Annotated in this window: 20 protein-coding genes and 2 pseudogenes; 7 read left to right on the forward strand and 15 right to left on the reverse strand. The window is 62.4% G+C overall.

The genetic code is table 11. The annotated features are described in order from the left end of the window. Positions 1–55: 55 nt before the first annotated feature. Entirely contained in the window at positions 56–487 is a 432-nt protein-coding gene (locus tag L8K08_RS22735; protein WP_242200075.1) for a hypothetical protein, read from the forward strand. 49 nt (positions 488–536) lie between these two features. Here the strand turns inward: L8K08_RS22735 and L8K08_RS22740 are convergent, their stop codons facing one another. From L8K08_RS22740 to L8K08_RS22750, 3 genes are all read right to left on the reverse strand, one after another. Then, positions 537–1,781 (reverse strand): zinc-dependent alcohol dehydrogenase, encoded by a 1,245-nt coding sequence (locus tag L8K08_RS22740; RefSeq protein ID WP_242200077.1) that lies wholly within the window; start codon positions 1,779–1,781, stop codon positions 537–539. A 125-nt stretch (positions 1,782–1,906) separates the two neighbouring features. Then, positions 1,907–2,851 carry a class I SAM-dependent methyltransferase gene (locus tag L8K08_RS22745; protein ID WP_242200079.1) on the reverse strand — a complete coding sequence of 315 codons (945 nt, stop codon included), beginning with the start codon at positions 2,849–2,851 and terminating at the stop codon, positions 1,907–1,909. A 12-nt stretch (positions 2,852–2,863) separates the two neighbouring features. Then, the gene (locus tag L8K08_RS22750; protein WP_242200080.1) at positions 2,864–4,243 is read right to left on the reverse strand and encodes an iron-containing redox enzyme family protein; all 1,380 of its coding nucleotides are present in this window, start codon (positions 4,241–4,243) and stop codon (positions 2,864–2,866) included. A 207-nt stretch (positions 4,244–4,450) separates the two neighbouring features. On the opposite strand from L8K08_RS22750, the pseudogene L8K08_RS22755 reads away from it, so the two are divergent. Further along, positions 4,451–4,689: pseudogene (locus tag L8K08_RS22755) on the forward strand (AraC family transcriptional regulator); the annotation flags it as partial. A 238-nt stretch (positions 4,690–4,927) separates the two neighbouring features. Here L8K08_RS22755 and L8K08_RS22760 read toward each other — a convergent pair. The 6 genes from L8K08_RS22760 to L8K08_RS22785 are packed head-to-tail and all read right to left on the reverse strand — an operon-like array spanning position 4,928 to position 10,851. Then, a complete protein-coding gene (locus L8K08_RS22760; protein ID WP_145163614.1) occupies positions 4,928–6,670 on the reverse strand; it encodes an ABC transporter substrate-binding protein in 1,743 nt (580 codons plus the stop codon). A gap of 32 nt (positions 6,671–6,702) precedes the next feature. After that, positions 6,703–6,975 carry a DUF2160 domain-containing protein gene (locus L8K08_RS22765; protein ID WP_106580628.1) on the reverse strand — a complete coding sequence of 91 codons (273 nt, stop codon included), beginning with the start codon at positions 6,973–6,975 and terminating at the stop codon, positions 6,703–6,705. Between the two features lie 10 nt (positions 6,976–6,985). Continuing rightward, complete coding sequence (locus tag L8K08_RS22770) at positions 6,986–7,786, reverse strand: carbohydrate ABC transporter permease (RefSeq protein WP_242200086.1); 801 nt, start codon at positions 7,784–7,786, stop codon at positions 6,986–6,988. A gap of 10 nt (positions 7,787–7,796) precedes the next feature. After that, complete coding sequence (locus tag L8K08_RS22775; RefSeq protein ID WP_017137728.1) at positions 7,797–8,663, reverse strand: sugar ABC transporter permease; 867 nt, start codon at positions 8,661–8,663, stop codon at positions 7,797–7,799. Then, entirely contained in the window at positions 8,660–9,757 is a 1,098-nt protein-coding gene (locus L8K08_RS22780) for an ABC transporter ATP-binding protein (RefSeq protein WP_242200087.1), read from the reverse strand. Before L8K08_RS22780 ends, L8K08_RS22775 begins: the two co-directional genes overlap by 4 nt. Next, the gene (locus L8K08_RS22785; RefSeq protein ID WP_145163607.1) at positions 9,757–10,851 is read right to left on the reverse strand and encodes an ABC transporter ATP-binding protein; all 1,095 of its coding nucleotides are present in this window, start codon (positions 10,849–10,851) and stop codon (positions 9,757–9,759) included. The genes L8K08_RS22780 and L8K08_RS22785 overlap by 1 nt, the downstream gene beginning before the upstream one ends. A gap of 366 nt (positions 10,852–11,217) precedes the next feature. Between L8K08_RS22785 and L8K08_RS22790 the strand changes: the two genes are divergently transcribed. Continuing rightward, positions 11,218–13,050, forward strand: a complete 1,833-nt coding sequence (locus L8K08_RS22790; protein WP_242200091.1) for a sigma-54-dependent Fis family transcriptional regulator — start codon at positions 11,218–11,220, stop codon at positions 13,048–13,050. Between the two features lies 1 nt (position 13,051). Here L8K08_RS22790 and L8K08_RS22795 read toward each other — a convergent pair whose 3' ends face one another. From L8K08_RS22795 to L8K08_RS22805, 3 genes are all read right to left on the reverse strand, one after another. Continuing rightward, the gene (locus L8K08_RS22795; RefSeq protein WP_242200093.1) at positions 13,052–13,984 is read right to left on the reverse strand and encodes a FecR family protein; all 933 of its coding nucleotides are present in this window, start codon (positions 13,982–13,984) and stop codon (positions 13,052–13,054) included. After that, the gene (locus tag L8K08_RS22800) at positions 13,981–14,523 is read right to left on the reverse strand and encodes a sigma-70 family RNA polymerase sigma factor (protein WP_242200095.1); all 543 of its coding nucleotides are present in this window, start codon (positions 14,521–14,523) and stop codon (positions 13,981–13,983) included. Before L8K08_RS22800 ends, L8K08_RS22795 begins: the two co-directional genes overlap by 4 nt. A 321-nt stretch (positions 14,524–14,844) precedes the next feature. Further along, entirely contained in the window at positions 14,845–16,962 is a 2,118-nt protein-coding gene (locus L8K08_RS22805) for a TonB-dependent receptor (RefSeq protein WP_242200098.1), read from the reverse strand. Positions 16,963–17,253: 291 nt separating this feature from the next. On the opposite strand from L8K08_RS22805, the pseudogene L8K08_RS22810 reads away from it, so the two are divergent. Then, positions 17,254–17,718 (forward strand): annotated as a pseudogene (locus L8K08_RS22810) (XRE family transcriptional regulator). A 67-nt stretch (positions 17,719–17,785) separates the two neighbouring features. Here the strand turns inward: L8K08_RS22810 and L8K08_RS22815 are convergent. Then, positions 17,786–18,076, reverse strand: coding sequence for a hypothetical protein (locus L8K08_RS22815; RefSeq protein ID WP_242200100.1), 291 nt, complete (start codon positions 18,074–18,076; stop codon positions 17,786–17,788). A 131-nt stretch (positions 18,077–18,207) separates the two neighbouring features. Then, positions 18,208–18,948: a hypothetical protein gene (locus L8K08_RS22820; RefSeq protein ID WP_242200102.1), complete on the reverse strand. Its 741-nt coding sequence runs from the start codon at positions 18,946–18,948 to the stop codon at positions 18,208–18,210. A 270-nt stretch (positions 18,949–19,218) separates the two neighbouring features. On the opposite strand from L8K08_RS22820, the gene L8K08_RS22825 reads away from it, so the two are divergent. From L8K08_RS22825 to L8K08_RS22835, 3 genes are read left to right on the forward strand one after another with little or no spacing between them, the layout of a single operon-like run. Further along, on the forward strand, positions 19,219–19,686 hold the full coding sequence (locus L8K08_RS22825) for a (2Fe-2S)-binding protein (RefSeq protein WP_242200104.1): 468 nt from the start codon (positions 19,219–19,221) through the stop codon (positions 19,684–19,686). After that, positions 19,686–21,923, forward strand: a complete 2,238-nt coding sequence (locus tag L8K08_RS22830; RefSeq protein WP_242200106.1) for a xanthine dehydrogenase family protein molybdopterin-binding subunit — start codon at positions 19,686–19,688, stop codon at positions 21,921–21,923. The genes L8K08_RS22825 and L8K08_RS22830 overlap by 1 nt, the downstream gene beginning before the upstream one ends. Positions 21,924–21,939: 16 nt before the next feature. Beyond that, on the forward strand, positions 21,940–23,280 hold the full coding sequence (locus tag L8K08_RS22835) for a cytochrome c (protein WP_242200108.1): 1,341 nt from the start codon (positions 21,940–21,942) through the stop codon (positions 23,278–23,280). A gap of 59 nt (positions 23,281–23,339) precedes the next feature. Here the strand turns inward: L8K08_RS22835 and L8K08_RS22840 are convergent, their stop codons facing one another. Then, positions 23,340–23,702, reverse strand: a complete 363-nt coding sequence (locus L8K08_RS22840; RefSeq protein WP_242200109.1) for a hypothetical protein — start codon at positions 23,700–23,702, stop codon at positions 23,340–23,342.

Raw genomic sequence — 23,702 nt, forward strand, 5'->3', positions numbered from 1 at the left:
GCTGCTATTGTGCCGCGCTTTGAAATGCACCTGCCGACCTGCGAGGAAATGGACGTTGAACACTGACGATAAAATGACCGGAGACCTGTTCGAGGTGGATAAGCGCCTGTCACTCAAGCCCGTGGTGGACTTCAACGCCTACCTGCGCAGCGCGTTCGGCGACGGCCCATGCACCTGCGTACGCTGCGCCGCCAGCAACGGTGACGAAACCGGCTACGCGTACCAGCACAGCTTCAACTTTGATGGCAAACCCAGCCACCGCCGTTTTGCCTCGACCGCGGGCAGTGATGTGCTGACGATGCTGAAAAAAGCCTGGCTGTCGTACACCAAGGCCGAGCTGCCGCTCAGTGGCGAGCTGGCGCTGGACACGGTCAAGGAGTTCGTCGAGCCGCAGTTGCACAAGCGCGTGGCGCCGTTGTTTGTGGCCAGTGGCCTGGTCAAGGACGTGGACGGCGTGCTGCAGATCCAACCGCAGGCGGCAGCCTGACGTGAATGCGGGAGGGGCTTGCCCCCTCCCGGTTTGCGCTGCGTTCGGTTTAGAAGCCTGGAACGCCCTGCAGGCGTAAATCAGGCGTCACTTCTTCCAGCGGTTCGACAATCGGCCGCTCATCCATGCCCGGCAGCAGGATCACCTTGCGGCACTCCTCCTCGGCCTTGTCAAACAGCTCATAGCCGCGCGCAGCCTGCTCCAGCGACAACCGATGCGTGACGATCGCCTCGGGATTCAGATGCCCCAGCTCGATGTGCTCAAGCAACTGCGGCAGGAAGCGCTGCACATGGGTCTGGCCCATCTTGAACGTCAGCCCCTTGTCAAACGCGTCGCCAAACATAAACCCGTGAATAAACCCGGCATACACCCCGGCCACGCTGACCACCCCGCCACGGCGCACGGCAGCGATGCACTGGCGCAGGGCCTTGCCGCTGCTGCCTTCGATCTTGAGCGTGGTGAGGATGGTCTCGGTGGTGCTGCCCTTGGCTTCGAACCCCACTGCGTCCACCACGCCGTCCACCCCGCGCATGCCGGCGGTCTGGCGAATGATGGTGTCGGCGGGGTCGTCATCTTCTTCGAAGTTGATCGGGATCACCCCGTACATTTTCTGCGCGTAGGCCAAGCGATAGGGATGGTCATCGACCATGAAGATCTGCTCGGCGCCAAGCATCTGCGCGCACGCCGCGCTGAGCAGGCCTACCGGGCCGGCGCCGTAGATCGCAACGCTGGAGCCCTTGCCGATGCCGGCGTTGGTCACCGCCTGCCAGGCCGTGGGCAGGATGTCCGAGAGGAACAGGACCTTTTCATCCGCCAGCAACCCAGGCACCTTGAATGGCCCGGTGTTGGCTTTCGGCACCCGCACCAGCTCGGCCTGGCCGCCGGGAATGCCGCCATACAGACGGCTGTAGCCGAACAACGCGGCTCCCGGCGGTATCGCCTTTTTATTCAGGATCGCGCCGCGCCCATCATTGGTGGTTTCGCAGGCGGCAAATTGTTGCAGTTGGCAGAAGAAGCAGTCGCCACAGGCAATCACGAACGGGATCACCACGCGGTCGCCGCGCTGCACGGCCGTCACTGCCGGCCCGGTTTCCTCAACGATGCCCATGAACTCATGGCCGAAGATGTCGCCGTGCTCGACGGTCGGGATCTTGCCGCGGTACAGGTGCAAGTCCGAGCCGCAAATGGCGGTGGCGGTGACGCGCAAAATAATGTCGTCGGGCTGCTCAATGATCGGATCGGGCACCGTATCGACCTGCACTTTGTGCGCGCCCTGGAAAGTCATCGCTCGCATGCTCTGCACTCCTGTTGTTGAGAAGGTGTTGAAAGGGTTATTGATTAAGGGGCGCGACACCTGCGAGCGTTCCGTCGAGGTAGGGCCACAGCCGATCAGTGGTCGCCGCTGATGCGCGCCAAGCTTCAGCGCAATCGGGTGACGGTGAGCGCCACCACGGCGATCCGCTCGACGCCCTCATAGCCGGGTTTTTCCAGCTCTTCGCCAAAGACGTCAGGGTCGATTTCGCGGTAGGTCCAGCCGTAGTCAGCACTGGCCACCAACGGTTTGATCGCCTCCAGAAAGGCATCGGCACCGGCCACCATCGCCACGCCGGTGTAGAGCACCAGGCTGCCACCCAGAGCCAGGCGCTCGCGGGATTCGCTGACGATACGCACCGACAACTGCGCCCCCAAGGCACCGCCACCATGGCGGTAGGCGCGCTGATGCTGGTCATTCATATAGGGCGGGTTGGCAACGATCAGGTCGAATTCGCCGTCGACGCCGGCCAGTATGTCGCTGTGGTACGCGCTGACATTCGCCAGGCCCGCCAGCTCGGCATTCACCGCGGTCATGCGCAAAGCGCGGGGGTTGATGTCCACCGCCAGCACGTCAGCGTCAGGCCGGGCGCGGGCGATGACCAATGCACCGACACCCGCGCCGCAACCGATGTCCACCGCCCGCCGCACAGGGTCGAAACGCTGTTGCAGATGGGCTTGGATCACGTGGGCAAACCGGTAGCTGTCGGGGCCGAAAAACACCGCGTCGGCCTGGGTGGTCGGGTACGGCGAGTGGGCGAACAGCAACTCGTCCAGGCTCGACCAGCGCACGGTGCTGCGCCATAAAGCGTCGTGTTTTTCGATCACCTGCGCTTGCTGCAATTCTTCGCGAAAGGCCTCAGGCAACAACGCGTTATCAAATGGCAGCGACCAGCCGAACACATCGCGCATCGTCATCGCCAGCGGCGTTGCCAGGCGCTGACACACCCGTTGATGGGTCAGGGGCGTCGGCGTGATAAACCGGTAGCCGTTCTCCTTCAATCCGCGGCCCAGGTTCAACAAGGTGCGATCAACGAGCTGCTGTGCAGACATGAACCACACCCCTCAGCGCAGACGCGCGCGCAGTTGGATAAAGCGCCGCGTCGCGTAAAGCCCAGCCGGAGCGCAATGGCGCCGCGCCGACATCCACGGAATCAGCGCATCGAGCTGCTGTTCATCGGCCAGTTTGCACAGTGACTCAACCAGCGCCTGGGTGTCCGGATCGGCCGGGCGATGCTGCTCCCGGGAGAAACGGCTGCCGCGCCCCGGCCGTGCAGGCGGCACGCGCTCGCCGCTGACCCAGTCACCGGCAATCCAGTCGTGCAGCAGCTGCTTTTCAGCGCCGCTGAACACGCCGAACATCGCTGCACCGGCGCCCTCGATCAGTTGCCAGAAGCGGCTGTCGGCAGGGTCCTGGTTGCGCTTGATCCAGCCTTTGTCTTGCAGCGCCTGCAGGAACTCAGCGATCTGCCCAGGCTGTGCCAGCCATTGATTGACGGTTTTGCCCTCGAAGCGGCAGTAATCGGAATGCATGTGCTGACCGTACGTGCGCTTACGCTCAAGCATGGCCACGACTTGCTCCTGAACGTCGAAGCGCTCGATCACGGCCGTGGTGCCCGGCCCGAGGTCATTGAGCTGATAACCGCGGGCCACGCGGCGGTAGAACTGCTCCCTGCCCTCGCCCAGCGGCAGCAGGTTCAACACCGATTGCGCGGCCTTGCAGGCATGGCCGCTGCTGGCGTTGTCGATGGTGACGTGGAGGGTGAAGTAATAGGGATCGATGCCCAGCTCGCTCAGCTCGTACGAGGTGATCAGCAGGTGCAGGGGTAATTGCTCATAACCCAGGTTGTAACCGATCACCTCCGGCAGAAACTCCTCGGTACACAGGCCCAGCGCCAGTTGCAAGGCGCCTTGCAGGTAGTCGTCATCATTGAGGCCGGCTTCGCTGTCGGCATCGTGCTCGCTGAGCAGCTTGCGATAGATCACCACATGGTTTTGCGCGGCTTCGCCGTCGCCCAGTTCTTCGAGGTAGGTGGTCAGCAGCCCATCGAAGCGCTGGTCCTGCCAATAGCGCAGTAAACCGTACAGCCAGGCGCCATCGACCTGTTTGGTCGGCGCCAGGCATTGCAACACGTACAAGGCGTGGGCCTTGTTCTGGAAGTAGCGCCGTGGCTGACCCTGCTGGCGTTGCTCCAGGTAGTCGGCGTAGTCGCGGGCCACGGCGGCGCAGCGCTGCTCGACCCACGCGGGCAGTTGTTCGGGCGTGTCGGGCAATTCGCAGGGCACGTCCTGCACCTGGGCCAATTGCGCCAGCAAGAATTCCCGTGCCAGCGCCTCGCAACCCTCCGTCTCGTTGTACAGCTGCTGGTACACGCGTTGATGGCGGCCGTCGGCCGAGTCAGTCAGGGTGGCCGGTTGGCCCGACAGCGCTGTAAGAAGCGTCATGATGGCAGTTTCCACAAAGTCCGATACAACTCGGCTTTCTCACCAGAAAGCCCCGCAAGAGCGCTCAAAACGCGCGCTTCTAAAGTGCAGAGCATCTGGCTGTGGGGAAAATTCAATCGGCATTGCATGGCTGCGGATCAGCGGTTATCCGGCATCACTCGACAGATGCAAGGGGGTTGTAGACCAACTCCAGGCTTTACGACTACGTTGGCTGCGTACGAACGGGAGATTCTCTTCCTCGTATTGCAAGGCCCCCATGGCTGGATGTTGCCCGACATCGCCGCGCCGGACACTGCCATGGCGCGCGTCAGCCAGGCCAGCCAATGGATTCGCCAGGATTTTGCCGAACCGGATACGAAAGCGCGACCCAGTTCAGCCGCGACTATGCGCGGGTGTCCGGGCTGCCGCCCGCGCGGGAAACGGCGCGGATTTTGGCGGCGAACAAGGGGGTCAGTAGACACAAAATCAGTGGGCTGAGCGGCCCATTGGGGCGAGTGGGTTTGCTGTGGCAAGCGGGCTTACCGTGGCGAGCGGGCTTGCTGTGGCGAGCGGGCTTGCCCCGCGTTGGGCTGCGAAGCAGCCCCATAAAAGACGCCGAGTTCACCCAGACAGCATTCGGTCGTCAGGTTTTGGGGCTGCTTCGCAGCCCAACGCGGGGCAAGCCCGCTCGCCACGGATGCTGTGTTACTTACGCGCTGCCTCCCACGACTTGAGCAGGTCGTTGTAGCTCACGGTTTCGCCTTTGGGTTTCTCATTGGCCAGTTTCGGCTTTGGCGCGCCGGGTTGGTCGAACCAGTATTGGGCATCACGCTCGGGGTTCATTTTCGGGCCGCATATTGGCTGCACGTTGGAGCGTTCCAGGCGCGTCATGATCGCGTCCTGCTCCTTGGCCAGGTTGTCCAGCGCCTGCTGCGGGGTTTTCTCGCCGCTGGCGGCAGCCGCGATGTTGCTCCACCACAGTTGCGCCAGGCGTGGGTAGTCCGGCACGTTGGTGCCGGTCGGGGTCCACTCGACCCGTGCCGGGCTGCGGTAGAACTCCACCAGACCACCGAGTTTGGGCGCCAGGTCGGTCATGGCCTGGGAGTTGATGTCGGACTCACGAATCGGCGTCAGGCCAACGATGGTTTTCTTCAGCGAGACGGTTTTCGAGGTCACGAACTGCGCGTAGAGCCAGGCCGCGAGTTTCTGCTTCTCAGGCGTCGACTTGAGGAAAGTCCAGGAGCCCACGTCCTGATAGCCCTTCTTCATGCCCTTTTCCCAATAAGGCCCGACCGGCGATGGCGCCATGCGCCATTTCGGCGTGCCGTCGGCATTCACCACCGGCAGGCCCGGCTTGGTCATGTCGGCGGTAAACGCGGTGTACCAGAAGATCTGCTGGGCGATGTTGCCCTGGGACGGCACCGGGCCGGATTCGGAGAAGGTCATGCCCGCCGCTTCCGGTGGCGCGTAGGCTTTCATCCAGTCCACGTATTTCTGCGTCGCGTACACCGCGGCCGGGCCGTTGGTGTCGCCGCCGCGGGTCACGCTGGAGCCCACCGGGTGGCAGTCCTCCACGCGAATGCCCCACTCGTCCACCGGCAAGCCGTTGGGCAGGCCCTTGTCGCCGCCGCCGGCCATGGAGAACCAGGCATCGGTGAAGCGCCAGCCCAGTGATGGGTCTTTTTTGCCGTAGTCCATGTGCCCATAAATACGTTTGCCGTCGATTTCCTTGACGTCTTCACTGAAGAATTTGGCGATGTCTTCATAGGCCGACCAGTTCACCGGGACGCCGAGGTCGTAGCCGTATTTTTCCTTGAACTTGGCTTTCAGCTCCGGCCGCTCGAACCAGTCGGCGCGGAACCAGTAGAGGTTGGCGAATTGCTGGTCGGGCAGTTGGTAGACTTTGCCGTCCGGCGCGGTGGTGAACGAAAGGCCGATAAAGTCTTTGATGTCCAGGGTCGGCGAGGTGAAGTCCTTGCCTTCGTTGGCCATCAGGTCGGTGATCGACTCGGTCTTGCCATAGCGAAAGTGCGTGCCGATCAAGTCCGAATCGTTGACCCAGCCGTCATAGATGTTCTTGTCGGACTGCATCTGGGTTTGCAGCTTTTCCACCACGTCGCCTTCCTGCAGCAGGTCGTGGGTCAGCTTGATGCCGGTGATTTCGCTGAAGGCCTTAGCCAGCACCTTGGATTCGTACTCGTGGGTGGTGAGGGTTTCCGACACCACGTTGATCTTCATCCCACGGAACGGTTCTGCCGCCTTGATAAACCACTTCAACTCTTCGAGCTGCTGGTCTTGGGTGAGGGTGGACGGTTTGAACTCGCTGCCGATCCATTTTTTCGCCGCGTCTTCGTACGCATCGGCCCAGGCCGTGGCGCTCAAACCGCTGAGGGCCAGTACGCCGGCCAATGAAATGCTATGTCGCAGCTTATTGTTTTTATTCAACATAGAGACCTCCTGGTGGTTTATTCACAAGGGCACTAGCCCCAACGCATCACACTCAACAGCCATACCAGGGACAGCGCGGACGCCACCCAGATGCTCCAGTCGGTAACGCCGATAACCAGTAAATGCAGGTAGGCGCTGCCGAGAAGACCGATGAACAGGCGATCACCACGGGTGGTGCTGATCGGTAAAAAACCGCGCCGAGGGATGCTCGGCGAACGCAGTTCCCAGGTGGTCATGCCCACCAGCAGCACGCCGATGGCCGCAAAGAACAACGCGGTGGGAGTGGTCCAGGCCATCCATTCCATCATCGACTCCTCAGACCCGGCCCAGGGCAAAGCCCTTGGCCACGTGGTTGCGAACAAACCAGATCACCAGCATGCCGGGCAGGATGGTCAACACCCCCGCCGCCGCCAGCACGCCCCAGTCGATACCCGAGGCCGAGACCGTGCGGGTCATCACCGCCGCGATGGGCTTGGCGTTGACCGAGGTCAGCGTGCGCGCCAGCAACAGCTCGACCCAGGAAAACATGAAGCAGAAAAACGCGGTTACCCCGATGCCGGAGCCGATCAGCGGGATAAAAATCTTCACGAAAAACTTGGGAAAGCTATAGCCGTCGATGTAGGCGGTTTCGTCGATTTCCTTGGGCACGCCGGACATGAAGCCTTCCAGAATCCACACCGCCAACGGCACGTTGAACAGGCAATGCGCCAGGGCCACGGCGATGTGTGTGTCGAACAGGCCGATGGACGAATACAGCTGGAAAAACGGCAGCAAAAACACCGCCGGCGGCGCCATGCGGTTGGTCAGCAGCCAGAAGAACAGGTGCTTGTCGCCCAGGAAGCGGTAGCGTGAGAAGGCGTAGGCTGCCGGCAGCGCCACACTCAGGGAAATCACCGTGTTCAGGCTCACGTAATACAGTGAGTTGATATAGCCGGTGTACCAGCTCGGGTCGGTGAAGATCACCTTGTAGTTGGCCAGGGTGAAGTCCTGCGGAAACAGGGTCAGCCCGCCGAGGATTTCGGTGTTGCTCTTGAAGGACATGTTCAGCAGCCAGTAGATCGGCACCAGCAGGAACAGAATGTAGACCAGCAGCGGTATGACCTTGCGTTTGCTCATGTTGGCGGCCTCAGCGGTTGGCGTCGGAGTGGGTCATGGCGGTGTAGAACAGCCAGGACACCAACAGGATGATCAGGAAGTACACCAGCGAGAACGCCGCCGCCGGGCCCAGGTCGAATTGGCCGACAGCCATCTGGGTCAGGGTCTGACTGAGAAAGGTGGTGGCATTCCCCGGTCCGCCGCCCGTGAGGACGAAGGGCTCGGTGTAGATCATGAAGCTGTCCATGAACCGCAGCATCACCGCGATCAGCAGCACGCTTTTCATCTTCGGCAACTGGATATGCCGGAACACCGCCCAGGCCGATGCGCGGTCTATTCGCGCGGCCTGGTAGTACACGTCCGGGATCGCGCGCAGCCCCGAGTAACACAGCAACGCCACCAGCGAGGTCCAGTGCCACACGTCCATCACCAGCACCGTGACCCAGGCGTCCATGGTGTTGGCCGCGTAGTTGTAGTTGATGCCCATGGCGTTGAGGGTTGAACCGAGCAAACCGATGTCGGCACGGCCGAAGATCTGCCAGATGGTGCCCACCACGTTCCACGGAATCAGCAGCGGAATCGCCAGAATGATCAGCACCAGCGAAGACCAGCGGCCCTTGGTCGGCATGGTCAGGGCGATGGCGATACCCAGCGGGATTTCAATCAGCAGCACGCAGGCCGAGTAGATGAACTGGCGCAGCAAGGAGTCATGCAAGCGCGGGTCGAGCAGCACCTGCTTGTACCAGTCGGCGCCGACAAAGTAGCGGCTGGACTGGTCGAAGATGTCCTGCACCGAGTAGTTGACCACGGTCATCATCGGGATCACCGCACTGAACGCCACCAACAGAAACACCGGCAACACCAGCCACCAGGCCTTGTTGTTCTGCACCTTGTTCATGGCTGCACCTCCAGCAGGTAGTCATCGGCGTAGACCATCAGCCACTGCGCCGGAAAGCTGATCGAGGCGCTGCCCTGGGGCACCGGTTTGTCTTCGGCCAGGCGTATTTTCAACGGCGCGCCGTCGAGGTTGAGGGTCATGATCTTGTAAGTGCCAAGGTCTTCGACATGCGTGACATCGGCCTGCAGCGCGTCAGGGTTGTACTCGTCCCACACGTGGATAAATTCCGGACGGATGCCCACCTGCAGTTTTTTGTAGTCGCTGTCGCGGATGCGCTGCTGCATCGCCTCGGGCAACGGCAGCAGCGTGCCGGCAAACCGCACCCCGCCCGCCTCGGCCTGCACTTCAATCAGGTTCATGCCGGGGCTGCCAATGAAATAGCCGACAAACGTATGGCTGGGCCGCTCAAACAACTCGCGCGGCGTGCCGAACTGCACGATCTGCCCGCCGTACATCACCGCGATCTTGTCGGCAAAGGTCGAGGCTTCAAGCTGGTCGTGGGTCACGTAGACCATGGTGATATTGAACTGCTCGTGGATCTGCTTGAGCTTGCGCCGCAGTTTCCACTTCAGGTGCGGGTCGATCACCGTCAGCGGCTCGTCGAACAGGATTGCCGACACGTCATCACGCACCAGGCCACGGCCCATGGAGACTTTCTGCTTTTCATCGGCGGTGAGGTTGCGCGCCTTTTTGCTCAACAGGGTTTGCAGGTCGAGGACTTCGGCAATTTCCTGCACCTTGCTGTGAATTTTCGCCTCGGGCATGCCTTGGTTGCGCAGCGGAAAGGCCAGGTTGTCGAACACCGTCATGGTGTCGTACACCACCGGGAACTGGAACACCTGGGCGATGTTGCGGCGTTCCGGAGTGAGTTCGTTGACCACCCTGTGGTCGAACAGCACCTGGCCCTCCGAAGGGTTGAGCAGGCCGGAGATGATATTCAGCAAGGTCGACTTGCCGCACCCGGACGGCCCGAGCAAGGCGTAGGCACCGCCCTGCTCCCACACGTGGTTCATTTCCCGAATCGCGTAGTCTTCAGGGCCGGCGGGTGTAGGGCTGTAGCTGTGCGCGAGGTTCTGCAAATGGATCTCGGCCATCAGGCAACCCTCGCTACGCGGCGCCCGGGGGCCTGGACCAAGCGGCCCTGGCCATCGAACACAAACAGTTTATGGGTGGGGATGTACACGCGGATCGGCGCATCGACGTCATACTCGTGCACGCCCGGCAGGTGCAGCACCAGCAGAAAATGCTCGCTGCGCACGTGCAGGAAGGTTTCCGAGCCGCTGATTTCGGCCACTTCCACGGTCACGGCCAGTTCCAGGTCATCGTCGTTGCTCGGCACCAGGCTGATATGGCTGGGGCGCACGCCAAAGCGGAACTCGCCCTCGCCGATGGGTCGCAGGTCGACGTTGAGCGGGAAGTGCACAAAATTGGCGAAGCTGACTTCATTGCCGCTGATCCGCCCCGGCATCAGGTTGATCGGCGGCTCGGAAAACAATTCAGCGGCCAGCACGGTCTGCGGCTGGTGGTACACCTCGGCAGCCTTGCCACTCTGGATCACCCGGCCCTCATGCAGAATCGTGGTGGTGCCGCCAAGCGCCAGGGCTTCATTGGGCTCGGTGGTGGCGTAGAGGGCGATGGTGTGGCGGGCCTTGAACAGCTCGCGCATTTCCTGACGCAGTTCTTCGCGCAGTTTGTAGTCCAGGTTCACCAGCGGTTCATCAAACAGGATCAGCTCGGCGTCTTTAACCAGCGCGCGGGCCATGGCCGTGCGTTGCTGCTGGCCACCGGACAACTCCAACGGATGGCGCTGCAGGAATTTCTCGATGCGCAGCATTTTCGCGGTTTCGAGCACCTTGCTGTGGATCAGCTCGTTGGACACACCGGCCTGGCGCAGCGGCGAGGCGATGTTCTCGAACACGGTCATGGTCGGGTAGTTGATGAACTGCTGGTAGACCATCGACACGTTGCGCAGGCGCACCGGCTTGTGCGTGACGTCCACGCCATTCATCAGGATGCGGCCACTGTCGGGCTTGTCCAGGCCGGCCATCAGGCGCATCAGACTGGTCTTGCCGGACAGCGTGCGGCCCAGCAAGACGTTGAAGGAACCGGCTTCGAAGCGCAGGTTGGCGTCGTCGATCCAGGTCTGGCCTTCGACGACGCGGGAGACATGTTCCAGGGTCAATGACATGACACGCCCTTTTTTATTATTGGAATGAATCTGGCAACGACTCGGAGCGAGTTTCGTGCCAGAACTGGCAGGTGATTGATCTGTAAGGACATGGGCCGAATACGCCGCTCGAGCATGAACACAGGTGAACACCTGGGGCTGAACAACTGAACAGGCGCGGGGTTGACAATGAACAGTTGTGAACAACAATTGATGGGCGACGCGAATCAAAGGTGGGAGTGGGCTTGCCCGCGATGACGGTAGAACAGTCGGCATCTGTATTGACTGACCCACCGCATTCGCGGGCAAGCCCGCTCCCACATTTCGACCCTGTTTCTTCAGCCAGATTGTGCAAGCCCAATAACAATAAAAAAGAAGGTCGCCTCCATGGCCGAACCCCTGGCTCACGACACCCTCATCCAGGATTCCTGGCGCCGCTGCCGCGCGTTTGGCCTGGACCACCAGAGCACGCCCAGCTTCGACCAACTGCCCGCCGAGGGCATCAGCCAATTGCTGGAAAGCCAGCATTCACTGGTGCAGACCACCCACCAGGAAGTGCTGCCCTACTACGAAAACATCCTGAGCAATTCCAACTGCCTGATCATGCTGGCCGATAACCAGGGCCAGGTCCTGACCTCGTGGGGCACCCAGCGCTTTATCGAGCCGAAACTGGCGCGCGGTTTCAACGCCGGCGCCAGCTGGAGGGAGCGCAGCAGCGGCACCAATGCGATCGGCACCGCACTGGCCTGTGCCCAGGCGGTGCATATCGAGCACGACGAACATTTCCTCAAGGCCAACCGCTTCATGACCGGCTCGGCGGCGCCGATCTTTGATGCCCAGCGCGAAATCATCGCGGTGCTGGATGTGTCCAGCGACAGCTATCTGCCGCCCTCCCACACCCTGGGCATGGTCAAGATGATGAGCCAGACCGTAGAAAACCGGCTGATCCTCAACCTGTTTCGCGGCGAGCATTTCCAGCTGACCTTTAACACCGGCCTGAACAACCTCGACAGCCAGTGGGCCGGGCTGCTGATTTTTGATGAGAGCGGGCAAGTGCTGTCGGCCAACCGCCGTGCGGACAACTTGCTGGGCATCAGTTTGTCGCGGGTGCTGATCGACAGTTTGTTCAAGGTCTCGTTGCTGGAGTTGCTGAACCAGCCGGAAGGCTTGCCGTTCTCGCTGCAGGCGGCGGGCCGCAATCGGTTTCAGTGTTTATTGAAACGGCCGAAGAAGATGCCGATACAGGCGCGGGTCTTCAGTGAGCCCAAGCCGGGCAAGCCTGCCGAGCTGAAGCCGACCTCGATCAGCCTCAACACCCTGCACTTTGGCGACGCGCGCGTGGAAAAAGCCGTGCGCCAGGCCGAGCGTCTGCTGGAAAAAGACATTCCGCTGCTGATCCACGGCGAGACCGGCGTCGGCAAAGAGGTGTTCGTCAAAGCCCTGCACCAGGCCAGCTCGCGCAGCGCGCAGGCGTTTATCGCGGTGAACTGTGCGGCGATTCCGGCGGAGTTGGTCGAGTCTGAGCTATTTGGCTATGAAAAAGGCGCCTTCACCGGCGCCAATCAGAAAGGCAGCATCGGCCTGATTCGCAAGGCGGACAAAGGCACGTTGTTTCTGGATGAGATCGGCGATATGCCGCTGCCGACCCAGGCCCGTTTGCTGCGGGTGCTGCAGGAGCGCTGCGTGCAGCCGGTGGGCAGCAGCGAGCTGTTCCCGGTGGACTTGCGGATCATCTCCGCCACCAACCGCGCGCTGCGCGAATGGGTGCAGGCCGGGCGCTTTCGTGAGGATTTGTACTACCGCATCGGCGGGTTGACCCTGGAGCTGCCGCCGTTGCGTGAGCGTACCGACAAGCAGGCGTTGTTCCAGCAGTTGTGGCAGCAGCACCGCGACCCAACTCAATGGGCCGGGCTGAGTGCCGAGGTGCTGGCGTTGTTCGAGCAACACCCGTGGCCGGGCAATTTGCGCCAGGTCAGCAGCGTGCTGCAGGTAGCGCTGGCCATGGCCGAAGAACAACCGGTGCGCCCCGAGCACCTGCCGGATGATTTTTTTGTGGATTTGAACGTGCCAGCGCCGTTGCCTGCCAGCCAGGGTGTGGAAGATGGCATCGACCTCACGCAACGCTTGAAGGCCGCTGGCGGCAATATTTCCCACCTGGCGCGGGAGTTGGGCGTCAGTCGCAACACGTTGTACAAGCGCCTGCGCCAGCATGAACCTTGACTTAACGCGGCTTGACCACCACCAGCAAGTCCGTGAAGTACTCCACCTTGATCGGCAGGTTATCGGCCAGTGCCGCGAGCGCCGCCGCGGTGTCGTCGAGCTTGAACACACCGGACACCCGCAGGTTTTGCAGGGCCTGTGGGTCAAACCGCACCAGGCCATGGCGGTAGCTGGCGAGGGTTTGCAGCACGTCGCTCAAGGGCTGGTCATTGACCTTGAGCAGGCCACGCGTCCAGGCGTCCGGGTCGGTGTTGCCAATCGCCTGCGGCGACTGGGCGCGGCCATGGTCAAGCACCGCACGCTGGCCGGCTGCGACCTTGACGCCTTCTGCGCCCTCGCCTTTGACCGCCACGCTGGACTCGATCACCGTGACCACGGTGGTGCCGTCCGCGGCGCGCTTGACCAGGTAGCGGGTGCCCAGGGCGGTGGCCGTGCCTTGATCGGTGCGCACCACGAATGGCCGTTGCGCATCCTTGGCCACCTCGACCCATAGCTCGCCTTGCAGCAACTGGATCACGCGTTGGTGGCCGTCGAACTTCACGTCCACGGCCGAGTTGCTGTTGAGCTGCAAGCGGCTGCCGTCCTCGAGCGCGACCTGACGACGTTCGCCGACACCGGTGCGCTGATCGGCCATCCACACCGGCGCGCGCTCCAGACCGACCCAGCCGCAGAGCAATACGCCGAGTAAACCCAGCACCTGTGCGCCCCGCGAGCGTCGTGGGGCGAAGGCACGGTTAAGGGCGATGCGCGCCGGGCGCGCGGGCACGGCGTCGAAATTGCCCCACAGCGCACGCATGCGTTCGATGGCGACGGCATGGCGCGGGTCGGCCTGGCACCAGGCGTTGAAGGCCTGGCGGTCGGCGTCGCTGACGTCTTCGTCGTGCAGGCGTGTCAGCCAGTTCGCCGCTTGCTGGATGATGTGTTCAGTGCTCACGACAGCGGGTCCGCCGCGTGCAGGCTGTGGTAGCAATGCACCAGCGCCGTGGAAATGTAGTTTTTGACGGTACTGGGCGACACGTCCAGGCAGCACGCGATTTCGCTGTACGTCAGCCCGTCGAGGCGGCTTAACAGAAAGGCTTCGCGGGTCTTGGCGGGCAAGCCGGCGAGCATCTCGGCGATGCGCTCCAGGGCCTGCAACGCCACGTGGATTGCCGCCGGATCGGGCATGCCGGCGTCTTCGCACTGAATCACCAGGGCTTGCATGTAGGCCTTTTCGATGCGTCGGCGCCGCGCGCCGTCAATCAGCAAACGCCCGGCGGTGGTGGCGAGAAAGGCCCGCGGTTCCTTGATGTTGTGGGGGTCGGCCAGCATCAGGACGCGGATGAATGCGTCGTGGGCCAGGTCGGCGGCGTGCTGCGAACAGCCGAGTTTTTTGCGCAGCCAGCCGTGCAACCAGCCGTGGTGCTCGCGGTACATTGCCGTGAGGGTCTGCTGACGGGCGCCATCGCCCGGCGCGGCCGGAATGTCATGCATGCGCAAAAACTTCTCAAATGGGAAATATTACCAATTGCGCGAACAATGCCAGCAAAACGGTATGAGGGCAAGGGGGGCTCAGGTCGGCGCCAGTGCTGTTTTCGGGCGTTACTTGCTGGTAGTTATGGCGAGCGGACTTCCTGTGGCGAGCGGGCTCGCCCCGCGTTGGGGCGCGCAGCGGCCCCAGTAGGCCCACCGCGTTTTGGCAGGTAGAGCGCGGTAGCTGGTTTTGGGGCTGCTGCGCAGCCCAACGCGGGGCAAGCCCGCTCGCCACAGGAAGCCCGCGCTTCGCAGTGAGCCCCCTCGTCATACAAGTGTTGCTTAACGCCAACTCCACGACACGCCGGTAAAAATGCCTCGCCCGTCTGCCGGTGTGGACCGTGCCACATCCAGGCCCTTGTCGTCATAACCCGGCGTGACCGTATTGGCGTAGCGCCGGTTGGTGAGGTTGCGCACATCGACCCAGGCTTGCCAATCCTGCTTAGGCGCGTCGTAGCCGAAGGTGGCGCCGAGGGTGGTGTAGGCCGCCGCGTAGTAGGAATTGGCGTAGTCCACCGCCACGCGCGAGGAATGCTCGGTGTTGAGGCTGGTGTAAAACCCCGTCGGGTGGCTGTAGCGCAGTTGCGCCTGGTAGTAATGCTTGGGGATGCCCGGCAGGGTGTTGTCGCCGAAGCGGTCGTCGTCGCGGTAGTGGAAGTCGCTGAACGTGTAGGCCTGGCGCAAGGCCAGTTGGCCATTGCCGCCGCCGTCCCACAGCGGGCTGAGCAGGCTCAGTTCCACACCCTGGTGCACGGTGGGGCTGGCGTTGGCCTCGGCGACAATCGCGTTGGTGGTGGCAGTTTGCGCCTGCGTTTCGACGGTGAGCAGTTCGTGACGCACTTCTGAGCGGTACAGCGCCAGGTCCCACTGGCCAAACCACTGTTCGCCACGGCCGCCGACTTCCACAGTGGTAGCGGTCTGATTGCGCAGGCTCACGCCTTCACGCTGCAAGCCGGTGGCCGGGCCGCTGCCGGTGGGAAAGTATTTATTGGAACCCCAGATCATCGACCACGCGTGCGGTGGCTCGACCGAGCGACTCAGGTTGCCATACACCTGCAATTGCGCGTTGAAGTCATAGCGCAGGCCGATACGCGGGGCGTAATCCCAGTCGTGCTGGCTCAACGGCGCCTGACCTTCTGGATAAGTGACTTGGGTTTCGCGGCGGGTGTAGATCGCGGCCAGGCCGGTGGTCAGCCACAGGTCCGGTACCAGCTCCAAGTCGTTGCCGACATGCAGCACGGTGTCAGCGCCGAGATAGCTGTAGTCGCGGGTCTTGGTGCCGGGCGCGTAAATAGCCGTGTTACCGGCAGGCGTGCGCACGTATTCCGAGGCACCGTTATTCGGCATCGCCTGGGTGCTGCGCAGCCCTACCGTGGTCTTGCTGTCGTGGCCGAACAGCAGGTCCTGGCGGATGTAATTGAGGGTGCCACTGACGTCGGTGTAGGCGACTTTCAAGCGATTGGTGCCCTCGCGCAAGTCCATCGGATAGTCGTGATAGGCCAGCCCGACCTCGACGCGGGAATTGTCATCCAACTGCAAGGTGGTCTTGTTGGCGATCCAGGTCGAACCGGGCTGCAAACGCTTGGAATCGCGGGCGGCGTTGAGGCTGTTGGCGGCCGTCGGATCGTGGCTGATCTGCTCACGCGTCAGCTTGCCGGGGGTTTCGTTGGTGGTTTCGCGGTAGCGAAAATAGAAGCGCGTTTCCAGGTCCGGGTTGAAACGGTAGCCGAAGTTGGCGGCGATGCCCTTGCCGGTACCGGCGCTCTGGTGCTGGTAGCCGTCGGATTCGGAGTCGGTGAGGCTGATGTAATAGTCGGCATCGCCCAGCACCTGGCCGGAGCTGATCTCGCGCTGGGCATAACCGCGACTGCCTGCTTCATAACGCACCTGCAGTTTGGGTGCGTCGTAACCCGTGCGGGTGACGTAATTCACCGACCCGCCCAAAGCCAGCGCGCCCTGGTCAAAGCCATTGGCGCCGCGCAGCACTTCGACGCGGCTTTGCCACAGTGGGTCCTTGAGTTCGTAGGGCGTGCCGCCTGGGCCGGTCAGCGGCAAACCGTCGAACATTTCATACAGGCCGGAGGCGTGCGAACCGGGGCTGCGGTTCAAGCCCGAACCGCGTATCGAAAGCTTCACGCCTTCATTGTTGGCCGCCTTGGCGTAAACACCGGCCTGGTACTTGAACACGTCTTCATTGGTGCTGACCCGGCCCTGCTGCACGCTGCTCATGTCGATGTAGTTGGTGCCACCGGGCACGCTGTTGAGTTGCGCCTGGGCCACTTCGCCTGCGCTGACCTCGCTGCTGGTGACCTCGACCGGTGCCAATTGCAGGTCTTCGGCCTGCACCAGTGAACTGAGGGTCAAGGCGGCAAAAAGGAACGGAGGTTGGCGCAACAGCATGGGCAGATCCTTGGAATTTTGGGGCGCGACAGGCCTGGGCCGAGCACGCGAACAGGGGTGGGAAGCCACGCAGGCTTACCGAGTCACGCCTTATTAACGGACCAGACCCTTCCCACAACAGCTTCGGACGGCCTGTGTTGGTTAAGTCCAAAATCGAATTAACACATGCAAACTCAGTATTTAAGGAAATACGGCCGAGCTGATGTGGGCGATGTACACGGCACGCGCCGGGCTTGCCGTGTTGACCGCCCAGGCGGCGCCCTCCATTGATACGCGCCAGGCGTAAGACCGATGAATTTTCTGCAGGCACTTGCCGAGTCAACCGAACCGCTTCCAAAACCTGGCACCGATGACGACGACACCAGCCTGTGTGTCGCGCAGCGCCTGCGCAGCAAACGCCACCTGTCGCTGGACGGCCTGGCACGCGCCTGCGGCGTCCGGGCAATGCTGGCGCAGATCGAATCGGGCCGCAGCGTGCCGTCGATCAAGGTGCTGTGCAAAATTGCCAAGGGGTTGAAGGTGTCAGTGGCGGCCTTTCTAGAAGACCGCGCCTTTGAAGGCATGGAGGTGTTGCCGGCGCAGCAGAGCAAACGCCTGGTGGTGCCGATGGTGCGTTTGTCAGCCGCGCGTAGTTCCCCTACGACACGGCCCTCCACCGGCGATTCGATCCTGTTCTACACCGACCAGCCCCACCGCTACCGCAACTCGGCGGACAGCGAGGCGGTGGCGTCGTTGACCTCTTGTATAGGCAGATAAACGTCGCTGTAGATATGCGATTAGGCTCTTGAGACCAATCGTAAGGAAATAAACGATCTAACCCGCTTCAAATAAACCCCGCACCGGTCTCATCGGCCGTCGGCGCCAGCGAGCGCAGCAAATCATCCGCCTCCGTGCCCTGCGCAAATCTGAACCCAAGCATTTCGTCACACGCCAGAACATTCGCGAGCGCGTCACGCAACTGCGCCTCTGTCGGCGCGTCGCGCAGCAGTTTGTGGGCGGGCAATAGCACATCAGCGGGGACGCCTTGAGCACTTGCCACGTCGATCACGGCAAACAGGATAAATCGCAGGCGGACTTCGCGATCAGTAGGCCAAACCGTTTTGCGCTTTCCCAAGGTAGGCACTCATCGTTAAGAAAAGTCCGAGGCTATTGCCGACCGTGGGTATGTTTCAAGCAAAGGGGGGCAAGATAGGCCGTTTCCCACATATGAAAGGGAAATGCCGCACCGCATGATCGGTCCCCGCATCACTGCACGGGCAAAAAATTCATCAGCAGCAAGCTCTGCGCGTAATTGAGTGCAACGCGCCGGTAACGCTCGTCAAGCATTTGGGCAAGCAGGTCGAGGCGCGCAACCACTTTGCCGAACTCAACGGCGAAACTGAGGTTGCTGCCCTCCTCCGAGATTTCATTGGAGAACAGCAGCAACACGCCATTGGCGTCCTGACGCTGGCTGAGCAGCCAGGTGGCTTTCTCGATATTGCGCGCGGCATTGCTGACAAATTGCGGGTTGATCGAGTCGGTGACATAAAACTGCGTGCGCCCACCGTGTGCAGTCACCAGCATGCTGCCGATGGCATAGATAAACGCCCCGACCCGGTCGCCGCGAAACTCCGGGCTCAGCGAATAGCTCAAGGCCACCAGGTCACGACGGTCCCCCAGGGCAGGCAGCGGTTGCCGGTTCTCGATGGCCCGGCGAATTTCCCGCGCGGCAGTCACGGCATCGGTATAACCCGATTGGCGCCACTGGTTGGGGTTGCGCAGGTAGAGCTTGTTCATCAGCACGTACAGGCTTTGCAGGTTGTCGCGCATGCTCAAGGTTGCCATGCGGTCGACGCTGGTCTGAAAAAACTCATCGGGCTTGCCATCGCGCAACTGCCTGGCGATATCGCGGCCCTGTTGCTGGCTGCAGCCGGAGGCACAGAGCATAAACACCGCTGCGATCAGCAGCGGCCAGCGGGTGATAAAAGCAATTGACGTTCGATCCATCGGCACCGGGTCTGGCTGCTGTCCACGCGCAGAATGAGCGCGGTCGTGACAGGGATAGATCAGAAGAATGAAAAAAAGTGCGGCGCACCGGCCTGGATCAGCAAAGGCCTACAGGCTAAAAGCACGCGCAGTGGTGCAATCCTGTCGAATTCTTGCCTGATCCTCCGAGTTGTCGATGACTGGATCGATAGCTGTTGCGCCGTGGTCTAGAGTGCAACGATGGGCAACTTATAAAAAAAGCCACACCAACCGATGATCAGCAGGTGAACCATGCAATTACGTATCAACCAGAAATCCTACGAGGTCGATGCCGACGCCGATACGCCGCTGCTCTGGGTGATCCGTGATGACCTGGGGCTGACCGGCACCAAATACGGCTGCGGCCTGGCCCAGTGCGGCGCCTGCTCGGTGCTGGTGGACGGCAACGTGGTGCGCTCGTGCGTCACGCCAGTGGCGGGAGTGGTTGGCCACGAGATCACCACCATCGAGGCGATCGAAGCCGATGACGTGGGCAAGCGCGTGGTCGCGGCCTGGGTCGAGCATCAGGTGGCGCAGTGCGGTTACTGCCAGTCCGGGCAAGTGATGGCCGCCACTGCGCTGCTCAAGCACACCCCGGCGCCCAGCGATGCGCAGATCGAGGCGGCGATGATTAACCTGTGCCGCTGCGGTACCTATAACGCCATTCGCATAGCGGTGCATGACCTGGCCGTTCAGCCCGCCCGGCAGGAGAGCGCCTGATGAACACGCGCAACGCCCTCCTCGACACGCCATTGGGCGAACCGATCAACCTGTCCCGGCGCCGCTTCCTGGCCAGCACCGCCGTGGGCGCGCTGGTCATTGGCTTCGGCCTGCCGCTGGGCACGCCCAGGGCCTACGCCGCCACGCCCGACGCGGCAGAACGCGGCACCCAGGTGCCGGCGTTTTTAGAGATTCACCCTGATGGCACCGTGCGTTTGCTCAGCCCCTTCATGGAAGGCGGCCAGGGCACTCACACCGCCATGGCGCAGATTGTCGGTGAAGAGCTGGACGCCGACCCCGCCACCTTCATCGTCGAGGCCGCGCCGCCCGGCGATGCGTATGTGGTGATGGAAAACGGTATGCGCATCACCGGCGGCAGCATGTCGGTGCGCATGAGTTACCCGACCATGCGCCGCCTCGGCGCCCTGGCCCGCGCGATGCTGCTGCAGGCCGGCGCCGAGCAGCTTGGTGTGCCGGTCGCGCAACTGACCACAACACCCGGCCGCGTAGTGCACGCCGCTTCCGGCCGCTCGCTGGGCTACGGTGAATTGGCCGGGCGCGCCCTGGACATGCCAGTGCCCGACCCGGCCACCATCACCCTGCGCGACCCGAGCCAGTTCCGCTGGATCGGCAAGCCGGTCAAACGCCTGGATGCCTACGACAAATCCACCGGCAAGGCGCAATACAGTATCGACCTCAAAGTCGACGGCATGCTGCACGCCGCCGTCCAGCACGCGCCGCGCCTGGGCATGACCGTGGGCAGCCTGCGTAACCAGGCGCAGGTCGAAGCCATGAAGGGCGTGCACTCGGTGCATCAACTGCCCGGCGCCGTGGCCGTGGTGGCCGAGCGCTGGTGGCACGCCAAGCGCGCGGTGGAGGCGATCCAGGTGGAATGGCTGGAAGCCGCTGCGGATTCGACCGTACGCGCGATGCCGGCGGATTTTTCCAGCGACAAGTACCGTGACTTCCTCGCCGCCCAGCAAGGCCCGGCGCGTGACGACGAGAACGAAGGCGATGTGGCCGGCGCGCTGGCCAACGCCAAAACCAAAGTCGAAGCCACTTACCATAACCAGTACGTCAACCACGCCCAGCTGGAGCCGCCTTCTGCCCTGGCACGCTTCAACCCCGATGGCACGCTGGAGGTGTGGCTGCCGAACCAGGCGCCGGATATGTTCCGCGCCGATATCGCCAAACGCACCGGCCTCGACCCGGCGAAGATCACCCTGCACTCACCGCTGCTGGGCGGTTTTTTCGGCCGGCACTTTTTGTATGACTCGGCCAACCCTTACCCGCAGGCCATCGCGCTGGCCAAGGCAGTCGGTCGCCCGGTCAAGCTGATCTGGAGCCGTGAAGAGGAGTTTCTGCGCGACGTGCTGCGCCCGGTGGCGGTGGTCAAGTTCCGCGCCGCGCTGGACGCGCAAGGGTTGCCGGTGGCCATTGAAGCGGTGAGTGCAACCGAAGGCCCGAGCGAAGCCATCGCCGGTAAACAGGGCGACAAAATCGACCCCACGGCCCTCGAAGGGCTGTCGGGCAAAAGCTATGCGATCCCCAACAAGCGCATCGCGCAGATCTACGTCAAAGGCCCGACCATGCTCGGCTACTGGCGCTCGGTGGGCAATTCGCTGAATGACTTCTTCTATGAAGCCTTCCTTGATGAGCTGGCCGACAAAGGCGGCCAAGACCCCTACGAGCTGCGTCTGCATTTGCTGCGCGATAACCCGCGGCTGACCACGCTGCTGCAGGCGGTGGGCGAGTTGTCCGGCGGCTGGAAGCGTGGCCCCTACACCGCAGAGGACGGCAGCCGCCGCGCGCGTGGCGTGGCCATGGCCTCACCGTTCGGCTCCCACGCTGCGGTGGTCGCCGAAGTGTCGATCGAAAACGGTCAGGTCAAGGTGCACCACATCTGGGAAGCCATCGACCCGGGCAGCATCGTCAACCCGGCGATTGTTGAAGCACAAGTGAATGGCGCGGTGGCCCTGGGCTTGTCGCAAACCTTGCTGGAGGAAGCGGTGTACGTGGACGGCAAACCACGGGCGCGCAACTACGACCTGTACCCGATCCTGCCGCTGTCGCGCATGGCCCAGGTGCACGTCAAGATTGTCGAGAGTGGCGAAAAGATGGGCGGCATCGGCGAACCGCCGTTACCTGCAGTGGCGCCGGCCGTGGCCAATGCAGTCGCGCACCTGACCGGCCAGCGCATTCGTAGCCTGCCTTTGAGCCGATACACTTTCGCCTGACCGACAAGGAACGCGCATGAACAACCAACGATTGGCTAGAACCGCAGGCTGGCTGGTGCTGGCCGGTGCGGTCGCCGCAGGCGTACTGGCCTGGTACGTGACCCGCGAGCCCGCCTCGCCTTTTGATCAACAACCTGCCGCCAAAGCCGACCCGGCATTGGTCAGCCGCGGCGAGTACGTCGCCCGCGTCAGCGACTGCGTGGCCTGCCACAGTTTGCCGGGCAAGGCGCCGTTCGCCGGCGGCCTGGAGATGGCCACGCCGTTGGGGGCAATTCACGCCACCAACATCACGCCTGACCGCAACACCGGCATTGGCGCCTACACGCCGGCCGACTTCGACCGCGCGGTGCGCCACGGCGTCGCGCCGGGTGGGCGCAGGCTTTACCCGGCCATGCCCTACCCGTCTTACGCCAAGCTCAGCGATGACGACATGCGTGCGCTGTACGCGTTTTTCATGCAAGGCGTGGAGCCGGCCAATCAGCCCAACATTGAAAGCGGCATTCCCTGGCCGCTTAACATGCGCTGGCCCATCGCCCTGTGGAACGGCGTGTTCGCACCCAACGCCACCTACGCGGCCAAACCCGCCCAGGACGCGCTGTGGAACCGCGGCGCCTACATCGTCCAAGGCCCGGGCCACTGCGGCAGTTGCCACACGCCGCGCGGCCTGGCATTTAACGAGAAAGCACTGGACGAGTCCGGCGCGCCCTACCTGGCCGGCGGCCTGCTCGACGGCTGGTATGCACCGAGCTTGCGCCAGGACCACAACACCGGGCTGGGCCGCTGGAGCGAGGACGAGATCGTGCGGTTCCTCAAGACCGGGCGTAACCAACATGCGGTGGTGTATGGCTCGATGACCGAAGCGTTCAACAACTCGACGCAGTTCATGAGCGATGAGGATTTGAACGCCATCGCCCGCTACCTCAAATCCCTGCCCGGCGACCCGCAGCGCGACGGTTCGCCGTGGCAGTATCAGGCGGTCAACGCGGTTGCAGACGTACCGGGTGCCCACACCTACGCAACCCGCTGCGCTTCCTGCCATGGCCTGGACGGAAAGGGCCAGCCGGAGTGGATGCCACCGCTGGCGGGCGCCACCTCGGCACTGGCCAAGGAAAACGCGTCGGCGATCAACATCACGCTTAATGGCTCACAACGGATCGTGACCGCCGGTGTGCCGGATGCTTACCGGATGCCGGCGTTCAGGGAGCAGCTGTCGGATGAGGAAATCGCGCAGGTGCTGACTTACGTGCGAGGTACATGGGGCAATAACGGCGGTGCGGTCGATGCCGCGGCGGTGAACACGCTGCGCGGGCATACGGACCCGGCGAGCAGCAGCCCGATCATTTTGCATATGCGCTGAGAGATGGCTCCCACGCTCCCGCGTAGGAATGCAGCCCGGGGCGCGGTGTGCCCCCGGGCCTACCAACCGTACAAAAGGGTCCAGAGGACACCGCTGGCAGCCACTATCATCCCAAAATAATACGGCCACAACGCCCAGCGTTTGAGGGACAAAGGAACGGCCGCCAGTTCAGCCTCGGTTACTTCCCCTCTGTTGATATGAAATTTAGGCATCCCCAACAGTTCAGTGATCAGGAGCATGCGATGAAACCTGTCGATGTGCTTATTTCTGCCCCAAAAGCGTTTGTTGTCGCAGATCACCTTGTTCTCGCTGAAGTAGCTTTCCAGGGCTTCGAGCTTTGTGTACTCAGCGTATAGAGTGAGCCCCGAGAACACGAACACACCTGCACACATAAAAATTGCAAGGATGAGTTGAAAATCCAT

The sequence above is a fragment of the Pseudomonas sp. TREG-RG-20F-10-E-6-01 genome, from assembly GCF_022662455.1.
In the GTDB taxonomy this organism is placed as follows: domain Bacteria; phylum Pseudomonadota; class Gammaproteobacteria; order Pseudomonadales; family Pseudomonadaceae; genus Aquipseudomonas.

Excerpts from the sequence above, each read along its gene's own strand:
- L8K08_RS22740 (WP_242200077.1), bottom strand. The coding sequence starts at position 1,781 with ATGCGAGCGATGACTTTCCAGGGCGCGCACAAAGTGCAGGTCGATACG.
- L8K08_RS22745 (WP_242200079.1), bottom strand. The coding sequence starts at position 2,851 with ATGTCTGCACAGCAGCTCGTTGATCGCACCTTGTTGAACCTGGGCCGC.
- L8K08_RS22750 (WP_242200080.1), bottom strand. The coding sequence starts at position 4,243 with ATGACGCTTCTTACAGCGCTGTCGGGCCAACCGGCCACCCTGACTGAC.
- L8K08_RS22760 (WP_145163614.1), bottom strand. The coding sequence starts at position 6,670 with ATGTTGAATAAAAACAATAAGCTGCGACATAGCATTTCATTGGCCGGC.
- L8K08_RS22765 (WP_106580628.1), bottom strand. The coding sequence starts at position 6,975 with ATGGAATGGATGGCCTGGACCACTCCCACCGCGTTGTTCTTTGCGGCC.
- L8K08_RS22770 (WP_242200086.1), bottom strand. The coding sequence starts at position 7,786 with ATGAGCAAACGCAAGGTCATACCGCTGCTGGTCTACATTCTGTTCCTG.
- L8K08_RS22775 (WP_017137728.1), bottom strand. The coding sequence starts at position 8,663 with ATGAACAAGGTGCAGAACAACAAGGCCTGGTGGCTGGTGTTGCCGGTG.
- L8K08_RS22780 (WP_242200087.1), bottom strand. The coding sequence starts at position 9,757 with ATGGCCGAGATCCATTTGCAGAACCTCGCGCACAGCTACAGCCCTACA.
- L8K08_RS22785 (WP_145163607.1), bottom strand. The coding sequence starts at position 10,851 with ATGTCATTGACCCTGGAACATGTCTCCCGCGTCGTCGAAGGCCAGACC.
- L8K08_RS22790 (WP_242200091.1), top strand. The coding sequence starts at position 11,218 with ATGGCCGAACCCCTGGCTCACGACACCCTCATCCAGGATTCCTGGCGC.
- L8K08_RS22800 (WP_242200095.1), bottom strand. The coding sequence starts at position 14,523 with ATGCATGACATTCCGGCCGCGCCGGGCGATGGCGCCCGTCAGCAGACC.
- L8K08_RS22805 (WP_242200098.1), bottom strand. The coding sequence starts at position 16,962 with ATGCTGTTGCGCCAACCTCCGTTCCTTTTTGCCGCCTTGACCCTCAGT.
- L8K08_RS22820 (WP_242200102.1), bottom strand. The coding sequence starts at position 18,948 with ATGGATCGAACGTCAATTGCTTTTATCACCCGCTGGCCGCTGCTGATC.
- L8K08_RS22825 (WP_242200104.1), top strand. The coding sequence starts at position 19,219 with ATGCAATTACGTATCAACCAGAAATCCTACGAGGTCGATGCCGACGCC.
- L8K08_RS22830 (WP_242200106.1), top strand. The coding sequence starts at position 19,686 with ATGAACACGCGCAACGCCCTCCTCGACACGCCATTGGGCGAACCGATC.
- L8K08_RS22835 (WP_242200108.1), top strand. The coding sequence starts at position 21,940 with ATGAACAACCAACGATTGGCTAGAACCGCAGGCTGGCTGGTGCTGGCC.
- L8K08_RS22840 (WP_242200109.1), bottom strand. The coding sequence starts at position 23,702 with ATGGATTTTCAACTCATCCTTGCAATTTTTATGTGTGCAGGTGTGTTC.